13 protein-coding genes are annotated in these 18,521 nt (G+C 71.3%); 8 read left to right on the forward strand and 5 right to left on the reverse strand.

Annotation, left to right across the window (positions count from 1 at the left end):
- The first annotated feature begins 10 nt into the window (after positions 1-10).
- From ACIQMX_RS28325 to ACIQMX_RS28345, 5 genes are all read left to right on the forward strand, one after another.
- The gene (locus tag ACIQMX_RS28325) at positions 11-1,324 is read left to right on the forward strand and encodes an ABC transporter substrate-binding protein (protein WP_402482214.1); all 1,314 of its coding nucleotides are present in this window, start codon (positions 11-13) and stop codon (positions 1,322-1,324) included.
- A 105-nt stretch (positions 1,325-1,429) separates the two neighbouring features.
- Positions 1,430-2,314, forward strand: a complete 885-nt coding sequence (locus tag ACIQMX_RS28330) for a sugar ABC transporter permease (protein ID WP_363073800.1) — start codon at positions 1,430-1,432, stop codon at positions 2,312-2,314.
- A gap of 5 nt (positions 2,315-2,319) precedes the next feature.
- Positions 2,320-3,228: a carbohydrate ABC transporter permease gene (locus tag ACIQMX_RS28335; protein ID WP_402482217.1), complete on the forward strand. Its 909-nt coding sequence runs from the start codon at positions 2,320-2,322 to the stop codon at positions 3,226-3,228.
- Positions 3,229-3,281: 53 nt separating this feature from the next.
- A complete protein-coding gene (locus ACIQMX_RS28340) occupies positions 3,282-5,873 on the forward strand; it encodes a family 78 glycoside hydrolase catalytic domain (protein WP_402482219.1) in 2,592 nt (863 codons plus the stop codon).
- A gap of 127 nt (positions 5,874-6,000) precedes the next feature.
- Positions 6,001-8,478 carry a beta-glucosidase H gene (locus ACIQMX_RS28345; RefSeq protein ID WP_402482222.1) on the forward strand — a complete coding sequence of 826 codons (2,478 nt, stop codon included), beginning with the start codon at positions 6,001-6,003 and terminating at the stop codon, positions 8,476-8,478.
- A gap of 100 nt (positions 8,479-8,578) precedes the next feature.
- Here the strand turns inward: ACIQMX_RS28345 and ACIQMX_RS28350 are convergent, their stop codons facing one another.
- Together ACIQMX_RS28350 and ACIQMX_RS28355 are read right to left on the reverse strand one after the other, a co-directional pair.
- Positions 8,579-9,661, reverse strand: coding sequence for a lytic polysaccharide monooxygenase (locus ACIQMX_RS28350; RefSeq protein WP_363073808.1), 1,083 nt, complete (start codon positions 9,659-9,661; stop codon positions 8,579-8,581).
- Positions 9,662-10,127: 466 nt separating this feature from the next.
- Entirely contained in the window at positions 10,128-11,150 is a 1,023-nt protein-coding gene (locus ACIQMX_RS28355; protein ID WP_363073810.1) for a LacI family DNA-binding transcriptional regulator, read from the reverse strand.
- A gap of 506 nt (positions 11,151-11,656) precedes the next feature.
- Between ACIQMX_RS28355 and ACIQMX_RS28360 the strand changes: the two genes are divergently transcribed.
- Together ACIQMX_RS28360 and ACIQMX_RS28365 are read left to right on the forward strand one after the other, a co-directional pair.
- On the forward strand, positions 11,657-13,042 hold the full coding sequence (locus ACIQMX_RS28360; RefSeq protein ID WP_402482226.1) for a cellulase family glycosylhydrolase: 1,386 nt from the start codon (positions 11,657-11,659) through the stop codon (positions 13,040-13,042).
- A gap of 145 nt (positions 13,043-13,187) precedes the next feature.
- Entirely contained in the window at positions 13,188-14,024 is an 837-nt protein-coding gene (locus tag ACIQMX_RS28365) for a helix-turn-helix domain-containing protein (protein ID WP_402482406.1), read from the forward strand.
- Here ACIQMX_RS28365 and ACIQMX_RS28370 read toward each other — a convergent pair.
- A complete protein-coding gene (locus tag ACIQMX_RS28370) occupies positions 13,981-14,841 on the reverse strand; it encodes a methyltransferase domain-containing protein (protein ID WP_402482229.1) in 861 nt (286 codons plus the stop codon). The two genes, ACIQMX_RS28365 and ACIQMX_RS28370, sit on opposite strands and share 44 nt — an antisense overlap.
- 28 nt (positions 14,842-14,869) lie before the next feature.
- Between ACIQMX_RS28370 and ACIQMX_RS28375 the strand changes: the two genes are divergently transcribed.
- Positions 14,870-16,378 (forward strand): PLP-dependent aminotransferase family protein, encoded by a 1,509-nt coding sequence (locus tag ACIQMX_RS28375; protein WP_402482232.1) that lies wholly within the window; start codon positions 14,870-14,872, stop codon positions 16,376-16,378.
- Between the two features lie 7 nt (positions 16,379-16,385).
- On the opposite strand, the gene ACIQMX_RS28380 is transcribed toward ACIQMX_RS28375, so the two are convergent.
- The gene (locus ACIQMX_RS28380; RefSeq protein ID WP_402482235.1) at positions 16,386-17,390 is read right to left on the reverse strand and encodes an MBL fold metallo-hydrolase; all 1,005 of its coding nucleotides are present in this window, start codon (positions 17,388-17,390) and stop codon (positions 16,386-16,388) included.
- Positions 17,391-17,394: 4 nt separating this feature from the next.
- Positions 17,395-18,378 carry a fumarylacetoacetate hydrolase family protein gene (locus ACIQMX_RS28385; RefSeq protein ID WP_402482238.1) on the reverse strand — a complete coding sequence of 328 codons (984 nt, stop codon included), beginning with the start codon at positions 18,376-18,378 and terminating at the stop codon, positions 17,395-17,397.
- Between the last annotated feature and the right edge of the window lie 143 nt (positions 18,379-18,521).

Here is an 18,521-nt window from a genome sequence, read left to right on the forward strand (position 1 = left end):
GGAGTCCTCCGTGTCCCCTCGCATGCCCTGTGCCCGCCGTAGGCGTCCGCGCCTGTTCGCGGCAGGCGCCGCCTCTCTCGCGCTGCTCACCACCGCCTGCGGCACAAGCGGCGGCTCCTCGGCCGCACCCAGGGAGTTCAGCTACCTGAGCGTCACCGAGAACACCACGGTGAAGACCGTACTGACCTCCATGTCCGGCGGCGCCTGCAAGTCGGCGAACGAGGCACTGCCGCTGAAGGTGGAGACGGTGCCGCAGGCGAGCCTCGACCAGAAGCTCCAGCTGCTGGCCGGTCAGGGCGCCCTGCCGGTGCAGTTCGCGGCCGGCAACGCCCCCGCCCTCACCCAGCAGCTGGCCGGCTCCGGCAAGGTCGCCGACCTCGAGAAGGAGCTCAAGGAGCTCGGCGTGTACGACCAGCTGGAGCCGGGCGCCGTCTCCACGATCAAGGCCCTCTACGGCGGCAAGCTGGAGGTGCTCCCGTACGAGTACAACGTCGAGGGCATCTTCTACAACAAGAAGCTCTTCCGGGAGAACGGCCTGAAGACCCCGGCCACGTGGGACGAACTGGGCGCGGCAGCGGCGAAACTGCAGGACGGCGGAGTGCAGCCGTTCACCGCCTCCGGTCAGCAGGGCTGGCCGCTGACCCGGCTGATCAGCGGCTACCTCTACCGCAGCCTCGGCCCGGACGCCTTGAAGGCGGTCGCCGACGGCAGGGCGAAGCTCACCGACCCGGAGTACGTCAAGGCCGCCGAGGAGATCGCCGGCCTCGGCAGGAAGGGCTACTTCGGCAAGGGCGTCGGATCCATCGACTACGACACCGCGATGAACCAGTTCCTCAACGGCAAGGCCGCCATGTTCTACATGGGCAGCTGGGCGCTGGCGAACATCTCCGACGAGAAGCAGAACAAGGTGGGTGCGCAGGACGTCGGCTTCATGCCCTTCCCCGCGGTCTCCGGCGGCAAGGGATCCATCGACCAGTACCCCTCCAACGTGGGTCTCGGCATCACACTCGGCGCCCGGTCCTTCGACGGGAAGACCGGCGACTGGGTCTCCTGCATCACCAAGAACTACGGCAGCGCGGCACTCAAGGACCACGGTTCCATCTCCGGCTTCAAGGTGAACACCGAGGTGATGGACGCCAACGACGTCACCACCCAGGTCCGTAGGACGATCAGCGAGTCCCAGCGGAACGTCCTGTGGTTCGAGGCCCTGTTCAGCACCAAGGCCACCACCGTCAGCCAGACCAACGCGGCCCGGCTGGTCACCGGGAGCATGAAGCCCGAATCGTTCATGCAGACCGTCCAGGACGCGCTGACCGCCAAGTGAGACCGGCCGGGGGCGGCCCGCGCCGCCTCCCCGCACAGCCCGCGTGGGCCGCCCCCGGTTCCGTACCGGCAGGTCTCTTCAACGGAAACGAAGTGGACACCATCCATGCACCGCGTACTCGGTGACCGCAGGGCCATCGCGATCCTGCTCGGTCCCGCCCTTCTCGTCTACTCACTGATCATGCTGGTCCCCATCGTCTGGTCCCTCGGGTACTCCTTCACCCAGGGCAACACCATCGAGGGATTCACCGGCAACGGGGGCGCCAACTTCTCCCGCCTGTTCGACGACCCCGCCGTCCGCGACGCACTCTGGTTCACCCTCAGATACGCCGCCCTCGTCACGGTCGGCCAGATCGTCGCCGGCTACCTCCTGGCCCTGCTCTACGTCTTCTTCCTGAAGAAGTCCTCCGGGCTCATCCGCACACTCGCCTTCTTCCCGGTGGTGCTGCCCACGGTCGCGGTGGGGCTGCTCTTCCAGAAGTTCTTCCAGGTCGCACCGCAGACGGGCCCGGTCAACTCGCTGCTCAACGCGGTCGGGCTCGACTCCATCGACTTCTTCGGCAGCGCGGGAAGCGCGTTCTGGGTCCTGATCCTCATGGACATCTGGCGCTCGATGGGCTTCTACGCCGTGCTGCTCTTCGCCGGCCTCGTCGACATCCCTGACGAAGTCCTCGAATCGGCGCGCCTGGACGGGGCCTCGGGGCTGCGGCTGATCCGGCACATCGTGCTGCCGCTCTCCCTGCCCGTACTGATGTCGTCGCTGATCTTCAGCATCAACGGGACGCTCAAGGTCTTCGACTCCGTCGTCGCACTCACGGGCGGCGGCCCGGGCAACGGCACCACTCCTCTGACCCTGTACATGTTCCAGACGTCGTTCACCTACGGCGACTACGGCTACGGCAGCACCATCGCCCTGCTGCTGACCGTGGTGTGCCTGCTGGTGAGCCTGGCCGTCTACCGCGTCTCGCGGCGCGACCTCTCGGAGAGCTGAACGCCATGGTCATCGACACACCGACGAAATCCTCCGCAGGACACCGGGGCGGTGGGCCGTCCGGTGGCGGCGGACCCACGCGCACGGCCCGGGCGCCGCGCCGGCCGTGGGTGAAAGCCGTCGTCGCCGTGCTCCTGGTCGTCGAGGTCTACCCGCTGATCTGGATGTTCCTGACGTCACTGAAGTCCAACGACGACTACCTGAACAACTCCACCTGGAGCCTGCCCGCCACGTGGGAGTGGGGCAACTACACCGAGGCATGGACGACCGGGAATCTCGGGCTCTACGTCCAGAACAGCCTCCTTGCCGTTCTGCCCGCTCTGGCGCTGATGCTCCTCCTCGGCACGGCCGCGGGGTTCGCACTGCAGATCATGGTGTGGAAGGGCCGGAGCCTCACCCTGCTGGTCTTCATGGCAGGCATGATGGTCCCGCCGCAGATGATCCTTCTGCCCCTGTTCACCGTGTACTTCCGGACCGGACTGTCCGGCACGCTGTGGCCGCTCGTCCTCACCTACACCGGCACCGGCCTCCCGCTGACCGTCTTCATGATGGCCACCTACTACCGGACCGTTCCCCGCGAACTCTTCGAAGCGGCCACCATCGACGGCGCCGGCATCCTGCGCGCCTTCTGGACCATCAGCGTGCCCATGGTCCGCAACGCGCTGCTCACCGTCGGCCTCGTGCAGTTCTTCTTCATCTGGAACGACCTGCTCATCGCGCTGACCTTCACCAACAACCAGGATCTGCGAACCATTCAGGTCGGCCTGCTCAACTTCACCGGCGACTTCGGTGCCACCCAGTACGGGCCGCTGTTCGCCGCCATCTGCATCAACGTCTTCGGCACCCTCCTGATCTACCTCTTCCTCAACCAGAAGGTCATGAAGGGCCTCACCTCAGGAGCGGTCAAGGGCTGACAACGGCCCGCACCACGCTCGCCCGCTCCTGCACGTGAAAGAAGGGTCTCCCTTTGCACCCCCCTCAGCCCTCCGCGGTCTCCTTCGAACACCTTTCGGACGGACTCGGCATCGGAGTCGCCTCCCCCCGCCTCACCTGGACGCTGCCCCGCGGCTCCGGGCTCCAGACCGCGTACGAACTGGAAGTCGACCGCCACGGAACCCGCCGGCGCACCGGACGCGTCGACAGCGCCGACCAGGTGCTGGTGCCCTGGCCCGGGCCCTCGCTCACCTCCCGTGAACGCGCGACCGTCCGCGTCCGTGTCTGGGGCGCGGGCTCCGAACCATCGGCGTGGAGCGCGCCGAGCCCCGTCGAGGCCGGCCTCCTCGATCCCGGCGACTGGCAGGCGGTCCCGGTGGGCGCCGGCTGGCACGAGGACCCGGAGGCCGACCGCCGCCCCGCCCGGGTCCGCAAGGACTTCCACATCGAGGGGACCGTCGCCCGCGCCCGCCTGTACGTCACCGCGCACGGCCTGTACGAGGTGGAGATCAACGGCCACCGTGTGGGGGACGAGGCCCTTGCCCCCGGCTGGACGGTCTATCCGCATCGTCTGCGCTACCGCACCCACGACGTCACCACCCACCTCACCGAGGGAGCGAACACCCTCGGCGCCTGGCTGGGCGACGGCTGGTACCGCGGCAGGTACGGCTTCGACGGCGGCACCCGCAACATCTACGGCACCGACCAGTCGCTCATCGCGCAGCTGGAGCTGACGTACGAGGACGGCACCACCCGTGTCGTCGCCACCGACGGCACCTGGACCGCCGCACCCGGGCCGATCCTGACCAGCGGTCTCTACGAGGGCGAGACCTTCGACGCCCGCCTCCACGACCCCGACTGGGCCACTCCGTCCGGTGCAGGTACGGGGCCGTGGACCGCCGTCCGCACCGGCACCCGTGACCCCGCGACCCTCGTCGCCCCGCTCGGACCGCCCGTGCGCTGCACCCAGGAGATGGCCCCGGTCGCCGTCACCCGCACCCAGGACGGCCGCCACCTGCTCGACTTCGGCCAGAATCTCGTCGGCCGCCTCCGCGTCACCGTCGACGGCCCGGCCGGCACCACCCTCACCCTGCGACACGCCGAAGTCCTCCAGGACGGCGAACTGGCCACCCGACCGCTGCGCGAGGCGTACTCCGTCGACACCCTGATCCTTTCCGGCACGGGACCGCTCACCTGGGAACCCCGCTTCACCCTGCACGGGTTCCGCTACGCCGAGATCAGCGGCTGGCCGGGCCGGCTGACCCCCTCCATGGTCACCGCCCGCGTCCACCACACCGACATGCGCCGCACCGGCTGGTTCGAATGCAGTGACCCCCTGGTCAACCGTCTCCACGAGAACGTCGTGTGGAGCATGCGCGGCAACTTCGTCGACCTGCCCACCGACTGCCCCCAGCGCGACGAACGCCTCGGCTGGACCGGTGACATCCAGGTCTTCGCCCCCACGGCCAGCTTCCTCCACGACTGTTCCGGACTGCTCGACTCATGGCTCACCGACGTCGCGCTGGAACAGTTCCCCGACGGAACGATCCCCTGGTACGTCCCGGTCATCCCCGGCGAGCCGATGTGGACGCCGATCCACCCCGGGGCCGCCTGGGGAGATGTCGCCACCCTCACTCCGTGGACGCTCTTCCAGCGCTTCGGCGATCCCGGACTCCTCAGCCGCCACTACCCGATGGGAAAGGCGTGGGTCGACCTCGTCGAACGCCTGGCAGGACCGACCCGCCTCTGGGACACCGGCGTTCAGCTGGGGGACTGGCTCGACCCGGCAGCCCCGCCCGACGACCCCGCCGCCGGCCGCACCGACCGCTACCTCGTGGCCACCGCCTACTTCGCCCATTCCGCACGCCATCTCGCGCTCGCCGCAGCAGAGCTGGGCCATCAGGAGGATGCCGCCCGCTACACCGTGCTCGCGGACGAAGTGGCCGAGGCCTTCCGGCGGCGCTACGTCACACCCCCGGGGCGCCTGGCCGGCGACAGCGCCGCGGCGTACGCGATCGCCCTCGTCTTCGACCTGCTCACCGCGGAGCAGCGTGCACCCGCCGGCAACCGCCTCGCCGCACTCGTCCTCGCCGACGACGCCCGCATCTCCACCGGCTTCGTCGGAACCCCTCTGATCTGCGACGCCCTCACCGACACCGGCCACATCGACGTCGCGTACCGCCTGCTGCTCCAGACCGAGTGCCCCTCCTGGCTCTACACCGTGACCATGGGGGCCACGACGATCTGGGAGCGCTGGGACAGCCTGCGCCCCGACGGCACCCTCAACCCGGGAGGCATGACCTCCTTCAACCACTACGCCCTCGGCGCGGTAGCCGACTGGCTGCACCGGACCGTCGGCGGCATCACCGCCACCGCCCCCGGCTACCGGAGCATCGCGTTCCGCCCCTGCCCCGGCGGCGGCATCACCTGGGCCACGACCCGCCACGAGACGCCCTACGGCACCGCGTCACTGTCCTGGGAGCTCACCGCCACCGGCATGACGGCCCGCATCACCGTGCCGGACGGCTGCACGGCGACCGCCGAACTCCCCGGCTGCGCACCCCGTCCACTGGGGCCCGGCGCACACGTCCTGCACACGGCGTGGAGCCACGCAGAGGCTGCCTGAGCAGGCACCGCCCGCAGAGCACATCCATCCCGAGCCGAGACCGGCCGGGGACCTGACCCCCGGCCGGCCTCATTCCCCGCCCCGAGGCGGCATGCCCCGCGCCGCCCTGTCACTCAGGAGAGCCGCTGTGAACAGACGAACATTCCTGATCGCCGCCGCATGCACCGCCCTGGCCGCCGGCGTGGCACCCGTCGGGAGCGCCCACGCCGTGGCCGGCCCGGACAGTGCCGCTCAGGACCGGGCCGATGCGCTGCTTGCCCGTATGACGGCCGCCGAGAAGGAGGCCCTCGTACGGTGTGACTTCGCCGCCGTCTCCCATCTGGGCATCCCCGCCCTGACCATGGCCGACGCATCGGCCGGCCTGCGCGGCGAGAGCGGGGTCACCGCGTTCCCCGTACCCGTCGCCCAGGCGGCCGCCTTCGACGAGGACCTGGCAGGCCGGATCGGCGAGGCCATCGGCGCCGAGGGGCGTGGCAAGGGATACAACAGCCTGCTCGGCCCCACCGTCGACCTGATCCGGACCTGGCACTTCGGAAGGCAGGCCGAGGCCATGGGGGAGGACCCGCTGCTCGCCGGGCGACTGGGCGCGGCCCTCACCGTGGGCATCCAGTCCCGGCACGTCACGGCCACCGTCAAGCACTTCGCCGCCTACACGCAGGAGACCGGCCGCTTCTTCATCGACACCCTGATCGACGAGCGCGCCCTGCACGAGGTCTACGAGGCACCCTTCCGGCGCGTGATCGCCGCCGCTCCCACGACCTCGGTGATGATGGCGTACCCGAAGATCAACGGCACGTTCGCGACACGGAACCCCGACCTGTTCGACGACGTGAAGACGGACCTGGGGCTCCAGGGCTACACCGTTCCGGACTTCTGGGCCGGCGACGACCAGGTCGCCGCCGCCCGGGCGGGCATGGACCTGGCCGGCCTGGGCCCCGGGGCCGTGCAGCTTCCGGCGGGGGCGCTCACCGGCGGGGCGATACCGGCCGCCCGGCTCGACGACGCCGCGCGTCGCGTCCTGGTCACCATGTTCGCCAACGGCCTCATCGACCACCCCGTCCCCGCCCCCGCCGACGAGGTCAGCACCCAGGAGCACAAGGACCTCGCCCATGAAGCCGCCGTCGCCTCCACGGTGCTGCTGACCAACCGCTCCTCGGCCCTCCCGCTGCCCGGCACCCTGAGGTCGCTGGCCGTCATAGGTCCTGCGGGCGTCGACATGTTCACCGGCGTGTCCGGCTCCACCTACGTCGACCCCGGCACCTGGACCACCCCGCTCCAGGCGATCCGCGCCCGCGCCGGAACAGCGGTGAAGGTCACGCACGCCCAGGGCACCAGGGGCGATCTCCCCCTCCCCGCCGTCCCGTCGGACGTTCTGCGCACCGCCACCGGAGCGGTCGGTCTGACAGCCGCCTACTACGCGGGCGCCGACGCCACCGGCACGCCGGTGATCACCCGCACCGAACCGGCCGTCGACTTCACCGCCCCGCCCGTCGGGAGCCTGCCGCAGGTGTGGTCCGCCAGGTGGACCGGCACACTGACCCCGAACACCACGGGCCTGCACCGCTTCTCCCTGCTGCCCGCCGGAACCACCTCGCTCGTCGTCGACGGCAGGACGGTCGCCTCCGGCACCCGGCAGATGCGGCGCTTCTTCCTCGGCCCCCACGACTACCCGCTCCAGGGAACCGCCGGACTGACCGCCGGACGTGGAGTCGCGGTGGAATTGACCTACACCAACGCCACCGCGGAAGCCGGCACCTGCGGACTGACCCTCGGCTGGCAACCCGACTCGCTGATCCCGCAGGCGGTGGCAGCGGCCGGCGCGGCCGACGCCGCCGTCGTCTTCGTCAACCGGGTCGCGGGCGAGGCCATGGACCACGACCGGCTCGAACTGCCCGGCGACCAGGATCACCTGATCACCGCCGTCGCCGCCGCGAACCCGCGCACCATCGTCGTGCTCAACACCGACGGACCCGTCGCCACGCCCTGGCTGGACGACGTCGAGGCCGTGGTGCAGGCGTGGTACGGGGGCCGGGGCGCGGGCACCGCCCTGGCCGCCGTCCTCTTCGGCGACAGCGACCCCGCCGGGCGCCTCCCGGTCACCTTCCCCGCGGACGCCACCCAGGGGCCGGGCACCACGCCCGCTGCCTACCCCGGCACGAACGGCACGGTCGCCCACACCGAGGGCACGGCAGTCGGCTACCGCTTCTACGACATGAAGAGGCAGCAGCCGCGCTTCGCTTTCGGCCACGGTCTCTCGTACACCGACTTCGCCCACGGCTCCGTGGAAGCCGCGTACGACAGGGCCGCCGGGGAGGTCACCCTCGCCGTGACGGTCACCAACACCGGGCGACGGCCGGGCACCGACGTCGTCCAGGTCTACGCCACGCTCCCGGGCGCGGCAGCGGCGGAGCCGCGCCGGCTGGTCGCCTTCGGGAAGGTCACCCTGCCCCCGGCCGGCACCCGGCGTCTGCGTCTCACGATCCGGGCCGAGGACCTCGCCGTGTGGTCCTCGGGCACCTGGACCCTCACACCCGGGACCTACACCTTCGCGACGGCCCGGTCGTCCCGGAGCATCACCGCGAGACGGACCCTGAAGCTCGGCTGACCCCGCCGGACCCGAAGGCGCGGCAGACGTCCGACCGGTCCTTCGTGGTACGACGGTGCCGGTTCCCGCACGCTGCGGGAACCGGCACCGCGTGCATCCGCTACGGGTTGACGCAGCCGATCGAGCCGACCGGGAAGTTGTTGCCGGTCGATGTCGCCGTGAATCCGAAGGTGACGCTGCCGTCCGGTGGGACGGTCCGGTTGTAGTCGACGTTCCTGACGGTGAGCGCCCCGTCGGACCCCGTGGTCAAGGACCCGTTCCACGCGCTGTTGATGGTGGTGCCCGCGCCGGGTGTCCACTGCACGGCCCAGCCCTCCATCGCCGTCGTGCCGTGGTTCATGACCTCGACGGATCCCTGGAAGCCGCCGCCCCAGGAGCTGGTGACGCTGTAGACGGCCATGCACCCGGTGTGCGGGTCGGTCGGTGTGGGCGTCGGGGTCGGGTCCGGAGTCGGCGTGCCGCCCGAGCCGCGGATGCCGGTCACCTCGCCGTTGCCGCCGTCGAAGACGATGTCGGAGCAGGAGAAGAAGTTCTCCTGGCTGTCCGAGCGCACCCACTGGATGAACATCACCGCGTCACCCGAGCGGCCGGAGGGCAGGGCCATGTCCCAGTAGTAGTGACCGCCGTCGGTGCCCGGCGAGCCCGTCTGGGGCGGGTTGGTGACCGTGTCGATCAACTCAAGGTCGTCCCAGCCCAGTTCGGTGCTCGGCGAGTAGTCGGGCTTGGACAGGTACACCCGGAAGGAGCCCGGATGTGCTGCCCAGTTGCTGTGCTGGACCTGGATCGTGTTCCCGGACGTCAGATGCGTCCGGGGCCAGTCGGAGCGCGCGGCGTTGTATCCGGTGAAGTTGTACGGCGACTTGTCACCGGCGCTGCACAGCTTCCCGTCGGGGACGTAACCCGCCCCACGCCCACCGGCGTTGGAGTCGAGCACGGCGAACCAGTTGTACAGCGAGTTCGCCCCGCTCTCGTTGAGCGCGGCCTTGCACGCGGGGTTGGTCGGGTCCAGGGAGCCGGTGCTGGTCTTGGCGTCCAGCCAGCAGAGGTAGGTGCGCGACCCCGGCGTCATCGTCACGCCGTGCGCCTGCGCGTTGCCCTGGCCGAACAGGGCCAGGGCTATGGTGCCGAACAGCGTGGCGAGCACCGTCGCCAGGGAGGCGAGTTGTTTCCTGCTTCGGGTCATGGTGTCTCCAGTGCCTGTGCGGGGATTGTCTTCCGGGAAGGTCTGTCTCCTGCGAGTGAGGTGCGGGCGTGGTTGCGGCCTTCCGCGGTCTCGGGAGCGACCGTGGAGGCGCGTAACCGGATCTCCATGGGTGGGAGCGCTCCCATGGTGGGGTTAGTAGGGGACTGTAAGAGTGTCGCCGTGTCCCTGACAACCCATCGGACGGAATGCGTGACACGGATCGCGAAGAGGCGGGCCGGGAGAAGGCGCTGGAGGATGATCCCGATCAAGTCGGTCTGGAAAGCGCTTGGTTGACGCGGCGTTGCTCCCGGGGCGGGGGGGGGGGGGGGCGGGGGGGGGGGGGGGGGGGGGGCCCCGGGGGGGGGGGGGGGGGCCCGGGGGGGGGGGGGGGCCCCCCGCCCCGGGGCGTGACGTAACGGCGGCGGCCGGTTGGCGCGGCCGTCGCCGGGTGCGTGAAGAGCCGCCGTCAGGCCGACTCGCGCACCACGAGCTGCGTCCGCAGGATCACATGGCGCCAGGCGGTCTGCGGCTGGTCCATCTCCTCCAGCAGCAGCCGCACCATGGTCCGGCCGATTTCCTCCATCGGCTGGCGGACCGTCGTCAGCGGCGGTTCCGTCTCCTCGGCCAGCTCGAAGTCGTCGAAGCCGATCACCGCCACATCCTGCGGCACCCGGCGTCCCGCCGCGTGCAGGGCGGTCACCGCCCCGGCGGCCATGCTGTCCGACGCGGCGAAGACGGCGTCGACCTCCGGATGCCGCTCGATGAGTCCGGCCATCGCCCGGCGCCCGCTGACCTCGCTGAAGTCCCCCTGCACGACCAGGGACGGCACCTCGTCGAGCCCGGCGTCGCGCAATGCCTCCCGGTAACCGCGCAGCCTGCACCGGGAGGCGTACATCTCGGGCGGGCCCGTGATCGCGGCGATGGACTTCCTGCCGCCGCGCGTCAGATGGGCGACCGCCTCCCGCGCGCCACCCACGTTGTCCGCGTCCACGTAGGTCACCCGTTCCTCGTCCGAGCGCCTGCCGAGCAGCACCGTGGGCAGTCCGGCGTCGGCGAGCATGTCCGGCAGCCGGTCCTCGGCCCGCACGGACATGAGCAGGGCCCCGTCTATCCGGCCGCCGCGCACGTACTTCACGAGCCGCTGCCGCTCGGCGTCCGTGCGGACGAGCGTGAGCAGCAGTTGCACATCCGCCTCGGTCAGGGCGTCGCCGACCGCCCGTACGACCTCCGAGAAGAACGGTGCCCCGAACAGCCGCCAGTCCGTCTTCGTCATCACCAGCGCGACGGCGTCCGCGCGACGGCCGGCCAGTGAGCGCGCGGCCAGGTTGGGGACGTAGTCCAGCTGGTCGATGGCGCGCTGTACGGCGCGGCGCGTGGACGCCTTGACGCCCGACGCGTTGTTGATCACCCGGGAGACCGTGCCCCGCCCCACCCCGGCAAGCGCGGCCACTTCCTCCAGCGTCGGTGTGCTGGAACCTCGCTTCAGCATGCTCCCACCCCCAAGAGATCCGATCTTACGGCCCGGAGGGTGTCCGGCCTGGAAAATGGCGGAGAAGAGCGGGGCGTCGCAACGATGTTGGCGCGGTGAGGGTGTCCGGGGAGCGCTGTCGGCGTCCGTGATCGCCGGTGCGGCCGCAGTCGGCCGGGCGCCCGCGTCGCAGCCCGCCCACGTGGCTCGCGTCCGGGCGGGGCGGGTGAGCGCAAGGGCGGGGCCCGGAGCCCCCGAAGACGGGTGGCGGCGGCGAATCCTGTCCAACGGCTTGACGGCGCGTCGCGCGTCCCCCGAGATTGGGAGCGCTCCCAATTCCGTTGCGTCCCACCGGACTCGGCGCCGTGGAGTGATCGGACCCGCGGGATGACCTCGCGACGACGAGTGGCCGACCCGGCCCATGTCGAGGCCGTTTCCATCCATCAGCGGGACCGGCGGTGCCACGGCCGACGCCCTTCGGGAGCGCTCCCGTCCCGCCGTTTCCACTTCGTACGAGGAGGACTGCTGTGAAACGCCTTCTGGCTCTACTGGCGACCTGTGCGACGATCCTGGGCCTCACGGCCCTGTACGGCCCCCAGGCGGTGGCTGCCGCCGGATGCAAGGTCGACTACACGGTCACCAGCCAGTGGCAGGGCGGCTTCCAGGCCGGTGTGAAGGTCACCAACCTGGGTGCACCGGTCTCCGGCTGGAAGCTCGACGTCGCCATGCCGGACGCGGGGCAGAAGCTCGTCCAGGGATGGAACGCCACCTGGTCGCAGTCCGGTTCCACGGTCAGCGCCGTCGGCATCGACTGGAACCGCACGCTCAACACCGGTGCGACGGCCGACCTGGGGATGGTGGGTTCCTTCACGGGAGCCAACCCGAAGCCGACGGCGTTCACGCTCAACGGCGTCGCCTGCACCGGCTCGGTGGTCGGGACCGACCCCGGCCCCGACCCCCAGCCCGGTGACGACGGCACCCCCGTGGGCGTCAACGGGCAGGTCCACGTCTGCGGCGTCCACCTGTGCAATCAGTACGACCGCCCCGTACAGCTGCGGGGGATGAGCACACACGGCATTCAGTGGTTCAGCCAGTGCTACAACAACGCCTCCATGGACGCGCTGGCGAACGACTGGAAGTCGGACCTGCTGCGCATCGCCATGTATGTGCAGGAGGACGGTTACGAGACGGACCCCGCGGGTTTCACCAGCCGTGTGAACAGCCTCGTCGACATGGCCGAGGCGCGGGGCATGTACGCGCTGATCGACTTCCACACCCTGACGCCGGGGGATCCGAACTACAACCTCGACCGCGCCAAGACGTTCTTCGCGTCCGTCGCCGCCCGCAACGCCGACAAGAAGAACGTGATCTACGAGATCGCGAACGAGCCCAACGGCGTCAGCTGGGCAGCCATCAAGAACTACGCCGAACAGGTCATCCCGGTGATCCGTGCCGCTGACCCCGACGCGGTCGTCATCGTGGGGACCCGCGGCTGGTCGTCCCTCGGGGTTTCGGACGGCTCCGGCGAGGGCGAGGTCGTCAGCAACCCCGTCAACGCCACCAACATCATGTACGCGTTCCACTTCTACGCCGCGAGCCACAAGGACTCCTACCGTTCCGCAGTGAGTCGGGCGTCCTCTCAACTGCCGCTCTTCGTGACCGAGTTCGGGACGGTGAGCGCGACCGGTGGCGGGGCGCTGGACCGGGCGAGCACCACGGCCTGGCTGGACCTGCTCGACCAGCTGAAGATCGGTTACGCGAACTGGACCTACTCGGACGCCCCCGAGAGCAGCGCCGCCCTGCAGCCCGGCACCTGCGACGGCGGCGACTACAGCAGCAGTGGCGTGCTGACCGAGTCGGGAACGCTGCTCAAGAGCAGGATCAGCACTCCCGACACCTTCCCCACCAGCTGATCCCGGACATCGCCCCCGCCGGCTGCCCGGGGCTCCGCATCGCGCGTAGCCTTCACCCGTGAGGGTGAGCGGGGGCGAGGACGGCGACACGGCCGCCTGGGATGTCGCACGCCCCCTGCGTCCCGGCCGGGTTCCCGGTGCGGACATGGCCGGCTTCGGTGTCCCGGGCCGGCTGGCAGGGGGCCTGCGCGTGGTCCCGCATCCGGCCGTGATGCTGGTCCTGGAGGTCGGTGAGTGCCGTGCCGTCGTGGACGACGGCACGGGTCGGCGGCATCGGGGCAGTGTCGTGGCCGGGCCCGGATTCGGTGCCGGAGGCGCGGTCCGGGCGTGGGGCTCGCAGGTGGAGTGCGTGCAGGTGCGCCTGTCTCCGGTGGCCGCCCGCGCGGTTCTGGGTGTCTCCCCGGCTGACGTGGCCGGTGGGATGGCGGTCCTCGACGACCTGTGGGGCCGGGACGCGGCAAGGGTCCGTGAGCAGCTGGGCGAAGCCTCCTCGTGGCAGGAGCGCTTCGCGCTGACGGACGCGTTGCTCGCCCGGCGCTGGGACGCGCGGTCGCCGGTGGACGCGGAGGTGGCCCGGGCCTGGGACCGTATCGTCGCCGGCCGCGGTCTTCTCCGGATCGGCCCCCTGGCGGACGAACTCGGATGGAGCCGCAAACGGCTGTGGTCGCGGTTCCACGCCCAGCTCGGCATGCCGCCCAAACGCGCCGCCCAGCTGGTCCGGTTCGACCACGCCGCCCACCGGCTCGTCGCGGGTCGGGGCGCCGCCCGGGTCGCGGCGGAAGGCGGCTACGCCGACCAGTCCCATCTGCACCGGGAGGTCATGGCGTTCACCGGGCTCACACCCGCCGCCGTGGCCGCCGAGCCGTTCCTGACCATCGATGACACCGCATGGCCCGGCCCGGATCGAACGCCCGCCCGTGACCCGGGTCCCCGCTCCGTCAGCTCTCGGCCGGGGACTGCGGATTCACGGCGACGCCCTTGAAGAACGTGTAGTGGAACGTTCCGTCGTCCTCGGCGGTGCGGCGCAGGTCGGCGATGCCCTGCTCCCAGGCGGCCGTGGTGGTGAGCGAAGCGGCCAGTGCCCGGTCGCGAACGGACGCGATCATGGGGATGAAGGTGTTGCGGGTGAAGCCCTCGACCAGGGCGGGCAGGGTCCCGTCGGCGTAGACCGTGAGCGGGCGGACCGCGATCTCGTCGAATCCGGCGCCGGCCAGCAGCGGCTGGACCCGCCGGCCGAGCTGCGCGTCACCCCCGGCCGCCGCCTGGAGGCGGACCTGGCACTCGATCGCGGCCCGGGCGAACGGGCTGTCGGGGTGGAAGAAGGCCGATCCGTGGTCTCCCTCGATCACGGTGACGGTGCCCCCCGGCCGCAGCACACGCCGCAGTCCGGCCAGCGCCCGCGGCGGATCCGGCAGATGTTCCAGGACGAAGCACACGAAGACGTGGTCGAACTCCGCGTCGGCGAAGGGCAGGTCGTACACGTCGGCGCGGTGCCACTCCACCTGCGCCCGGGGCGCGATCCCCGCGACGCGGGTGCGGGCCTGTGCGAGTGAGTCCTCGGACCGGTCGACCGCGACGAGGTGCGCCCGGGGGCTCGACCGGAGCAGATGGACGGTCTGGGCGCCGATCCCGCATCCGATCTCCAGGACCCGGCTGCCCGCGCGGTAGGCCGTGCCGGCGTGCAGCAGCCGGGCCAGGGTGTCCGCCTGGTCGCCCAACCGCCGTCCCTCACGCGGCGAGTAGCCATGCACGTAGTCGCCTGCGGGGACGGGGGCCGAAGGGGTCGTGGCTGTGTTCATGGCCCCACTCTGTTGCCACAATGGTCCGATGAACAGATCCAATGAGGGTGCTCCGGGCGGGTCCATACCGTCTGGGGCCGACTTCCTTCATCTGTCCGTCGACGATGCACCTGGAGGCGGGAAGTCCGACTGGCTGGCCGGGCAGATCCGGCTCGCACTGGCGGACGGCCGCCTGCCGGTGGGCAGCAGGCTGCCGGCCACCCGGGTCCTGGCCGTCGAACTGGGCGTATCGCGCGGCGTGGTCACCGAGGCGTACCAACGCCTGGTCGAGGACGGGCATGTGGCCGGACGGGGACGGAACGGAACGATCGTCGTCTCCGCCCCCGCGCCCGTGACGAGGGCGATCCGTTCCACCGCGCCGGCCGGCCCGCCGTCACCGCGTTCCGTGTTCACCGCGGCGCCCGGCACGGAGATCTTCGACACGATGCGCAGGGTCCGGGCGCGGATCGACCTCTCCCCGGGGCTCCCCGACCTTGCCGCGTTCCCGCGAACGGCGTGGCTGCGTACCGAACGGCGCGTCCTCGACCACCTCGCTCCGTCCGACCTCGGATACGGGGATCCACGCGGTACCCCGGCACTCCGCCTCGCGATCGCGCACTGGATCGCCCGGAACCGCGGCATCAGGGCGGACCCCGACGAGGTGCTCATCGTCGCCGGCACCGCCCAGACGCTCACCCTGCTCGGACGGGTACTGCGCGACGACGGCATCTCCGCGATCGCCGTGGAGGACCCCGGCTCCCTCGGAGCCCGTCAGCACCTGCACAACTGCCGGCTGGACACCCCGCCCGTCGCGGTCGACTCCGAAGGCGTCCGCGTCGACGAGCTGCGTGCCACGGGCGCCGCGGCCGTACTCCTCACGCCCGCGCACCAGTTCCCCACCGGCGTCGTCCTCCGGGGCAGCCGGCGCAGCGAACTGACGCGCTGGGCCCGCGAACACGGCGGACTGGTCATCGAGGACGACTACGACGCCGAACACCGCTACGACCGGACCCCGGCGCCCGCGCTGCGGTCCGTGCTCCCCGAGAACGTCTTCTACGCCGGAAGCGTCTCGAAGCTCCTCGCACCGGCCCTGCGCATCGGATGGGTCCTCGCCCCGCGGAAGTACCTCGACGCACTGGTGGACGCCAAACGGTTCGCGGACCTCGGCAACGCCGCCCTGCCGCAACTCGTCCTGGCCCGGTTCATGGAATCAGGCGCGATGGAACGCCACCTGCGCCACCTGCGCAGACACCACCGCCGGCGCCGGGACACCATGATCCGTGCCATCGGGGCCCACCTGCCGGGCGCGACCGTGCAGGGTGCCGCGGCCGGTCTGCATCTGACCGTCACGATCGACGCCGGGTTCGCCGACACGGAGCTCGCGGCCATGGCACTGGCCCGCGACGTGAAGGTGCACCCCTTGTCCTGGCACAGCCAGCGGCCCCAGGGTCCGGGACTGGTCCTGGGCTATGCCGCGAGCACACCCGCCGACATCGCCGAAGGCGTGGCGACACTCGGCGAAGTCCTGCACCACGGTGGCGTACGCCTCGGGGCGTGATCCCGCGTCACAGCGGCCAGGGGTCGGCCCGGCGGCCCAGCACGGGCAGGGCCAGGGCGACCCCATCGGACGCGGCCTTCCGGGTCAGGAATTCCATGGTGGCCGTGAAGTCGTCGAGGAAGGCGCGCAACGGCCGCAGCGGGCGGTCGAGGGAACGGAAGAAATCGTCCCAGTGGACGGCGACGACGCGCCGGGCGCCCGTGGCCGTGACCAGCCGCGCCCAGTACTCCTCCCGGAACGCCTCGTCCTGTCTGCCGAGCGCGCCGATGCCCAGGTACACGGTGTCGGCGCGGTACCCGTCGAGGGCGCCGGGCAGACTGTGCGCGCTCGCGTGCACGAGGAGTTCACCTGCGCCGTGCCGGACGTGCAGGGTGTAGCAGTCGCCGGTCCGGTAGTCCGTGGCGCGCACGGGGAGCCGCAGCGGCCGGTCGATCCGGCCGGGTGCGAGGTCGCCCGGGCTGTGCCGGGCGGGCAGGGCGGTCAGCGTGAAGCGACCGATGGTGAACGGCGCCCCGGTGACGACCGGTTGGAAACGGCCGTCGGAAAATCCCTGCCCGAGGGCGATGTTGCGGGTGGACGGGGAGCCGATGAGCCGGGCGCCCGTCCTGGCGGCCACCTCGGGCGCGTCCAGGGCGTGGTCGTAGTGCGAGTGGACGACGAACACGGCGTCGAGACGGTCGGTTCCGGCCAGCCGCAGACCGGCGTCGATGCGGGCGCTGTCCGGTCGCAGACGGCCGAAGCGCATGCGCAGGAGGCCGGGGCGGCTGAAGAACCCGTCGGTGAGGACGGCGGAGTCGCCGTCGTCGAGCAGGATCGTGGAGACGCCGAGGAACACGGAGCGCAGGGCACCCGGCCCGGGCGGGGCCGGTGGCTCGCACAAGTACTCCCACGGAGCGAGCCGCGGCGCCCGGAGGCCCCGCAGGACGGCGCTCACGCGCGGTCCGCCGCGATCGGTGCCGGCGCTCCCGTCCCGTCCCCGCTCGGGCGAACTGTCACCCGTCCCGCGTGTCATGACGTCAGTATCCACCTCCCGGCCGTTCCCGGATCCGGCGCCGGCCTGCCGGAAGGGGGTGGAGGGCCGCACCGGGGACGATGGTGCTGGTCAGCGTACCGAGGCCCTCCACGGTCAGGCCGACGGTGTCGCCGGGACGCAACGGGGGCGGGGTCCGCTCGCCGCGCAGGCCCCAGAGTTCCGCGAGGCAGCCGCCGTTGCCGCAGGTCCCCGACCCGAGGACGTCGCCCGGCACGACACGGGTGCCGCGGGACGCGTAGGCGGCCATCTCCTCGAAGGTCCAGCTCATGTTGGACAGCAGGTCCGTGCCGACCGTCACACCGTTGATCTGCGCGGTGAGCGCCAGACGCAGGAAGCCGTCCGCGTCCCGGAACGGCTCCAGTTCGTCGGCCGTCACCAGAAAGGGACCCAGAGTGGTGGCGGTGTCCTTGCCCTTGCAGGGACCGAGGCCGACCTTCATCTCGGCCGACTGCAGGTCGCGTGCGGACCAGTCGTTGAAGACGGTGTACCCGACGATGTGGTCGCGGGCCTGCTCCGGGGTGAGGTCACGGCCCTCGCGGCCGATGACGGCGCCGACCTCCAGTTCGAAGTCGAGGACTTCCGAGCCGGGGGGCATCGGCACGTCCTCACCGGGGCCGTAGACCGCGTGCGGGTTGGTGAAGTAGAACGTCGGCGCCGCGTACCACTGCTCGGGCACGCCCGCCACGCCGTCGACGGACCGGCGAACCCCCTCCACGTGTTCCTCGAACGTGACGAAGTCCCTTATGGAGGAAGGCTGGAGAGGCGGAAGCAGACGCACCAGCGATGCCTGCGGCCCGGCCGGCGCGTCGAGTGCCGCCGCACCCGCGGCGAGCAGTCCGGGCAGGCCGTCGGTCTCCCGGAGCAGCGCGGTGAGCGAGGAGACGCCCGGCAGCGGGAAGAGGGTGCCGTCCTCCTCCACGACAGCCACTCGGCGGCGGTGCTGGTGCTCGTAGGCGGCGAAACGCATGACAGGGCTCCTGGGGGCGGGAAGGACGGGAGGAGGCGGGGGGGGGGGGCGGGGCGGGGGCGCCCCCCCCCCCCCCCCCGCGGCGGGGGGGGGGGCGGGGGGGGGCGCGAAAAAAACCCCGCGGCGGGGGGGGTAAAATACAG

Origin of the sequence: Streptomyces sp. NPDC091416 (assembly GCF_044756845.1) — a bacterium.
GTDB lineage: Bacteria > Actinomycetota > Actinomycetes > Streptomycetales > Streptomycetaceae > Streptomyces.

Coding starts and splice junctions, on each gene's coding strand:
- ACIQMX_RS28370 (WP_402482229.1), bottom strand. CDS start 14,841: ATGAACACAGCCACGACCCCTTCGGCCCCCGTCCCCGCAGGCGACTAC.
- ACIQMX_RS28350 (WP_363073808.1), bottom strand. CDS start 9,661: ATGACCCGAAGCAGGAAACAACTCGCCTCCCTGGCGACGGTGCTCGCC.
- ACIQMX_RS28380 (WP_402482235.1), bottom strand. CDS start 17,390: ATGACACGCGGGACGGGTGACAGTTCGCCCGAGCGGGGACGGGACGGG.
- ACIQMX_RS28385 (WP_402482238.1), bottom strand. CDS start 18,378: ATGCGTTTCGCCGCCTACGAGCACCAGCACCGCCGCCGAGTGGCTGTC.
- ACIQMX_RS28375 (WP_402482232.1), top strand. CDS start 14,870: ATGAACAGATCCAATGAGGGTGCTCCGGGCGGGTCCATACCGTCTGGG.
- ACIQMX_RS28365 (WP_402482406.1), top strand. CDS start 13,188: ATGGCCGGCTTCGGTGTCCCGGGCCGGCTGGCAGGGGGCCTGCGCGTG.
- ACIQMX_RS28330 (WP_363073800.1), top strand. CDS start 1,430: ATGCACCGCGTACTCGGTGACCGCAGGGCCATCGCGATCCTGCTCGGT.
- ACIQMX_RS28355 (WP_363073810.1), bottom strand. CDS start 11,150: ATGCTGAAGCGAGGTTCCAGCACACCGACGCTGGAGGAAGTGGCCGCG.
- ACIQMX_RS28335 (WP_402482217.1), top strand. CDS start 2,320: ATGGTCATCGACACACCGACGAAATCCTCCGCAGGACACCGGGGCGGT.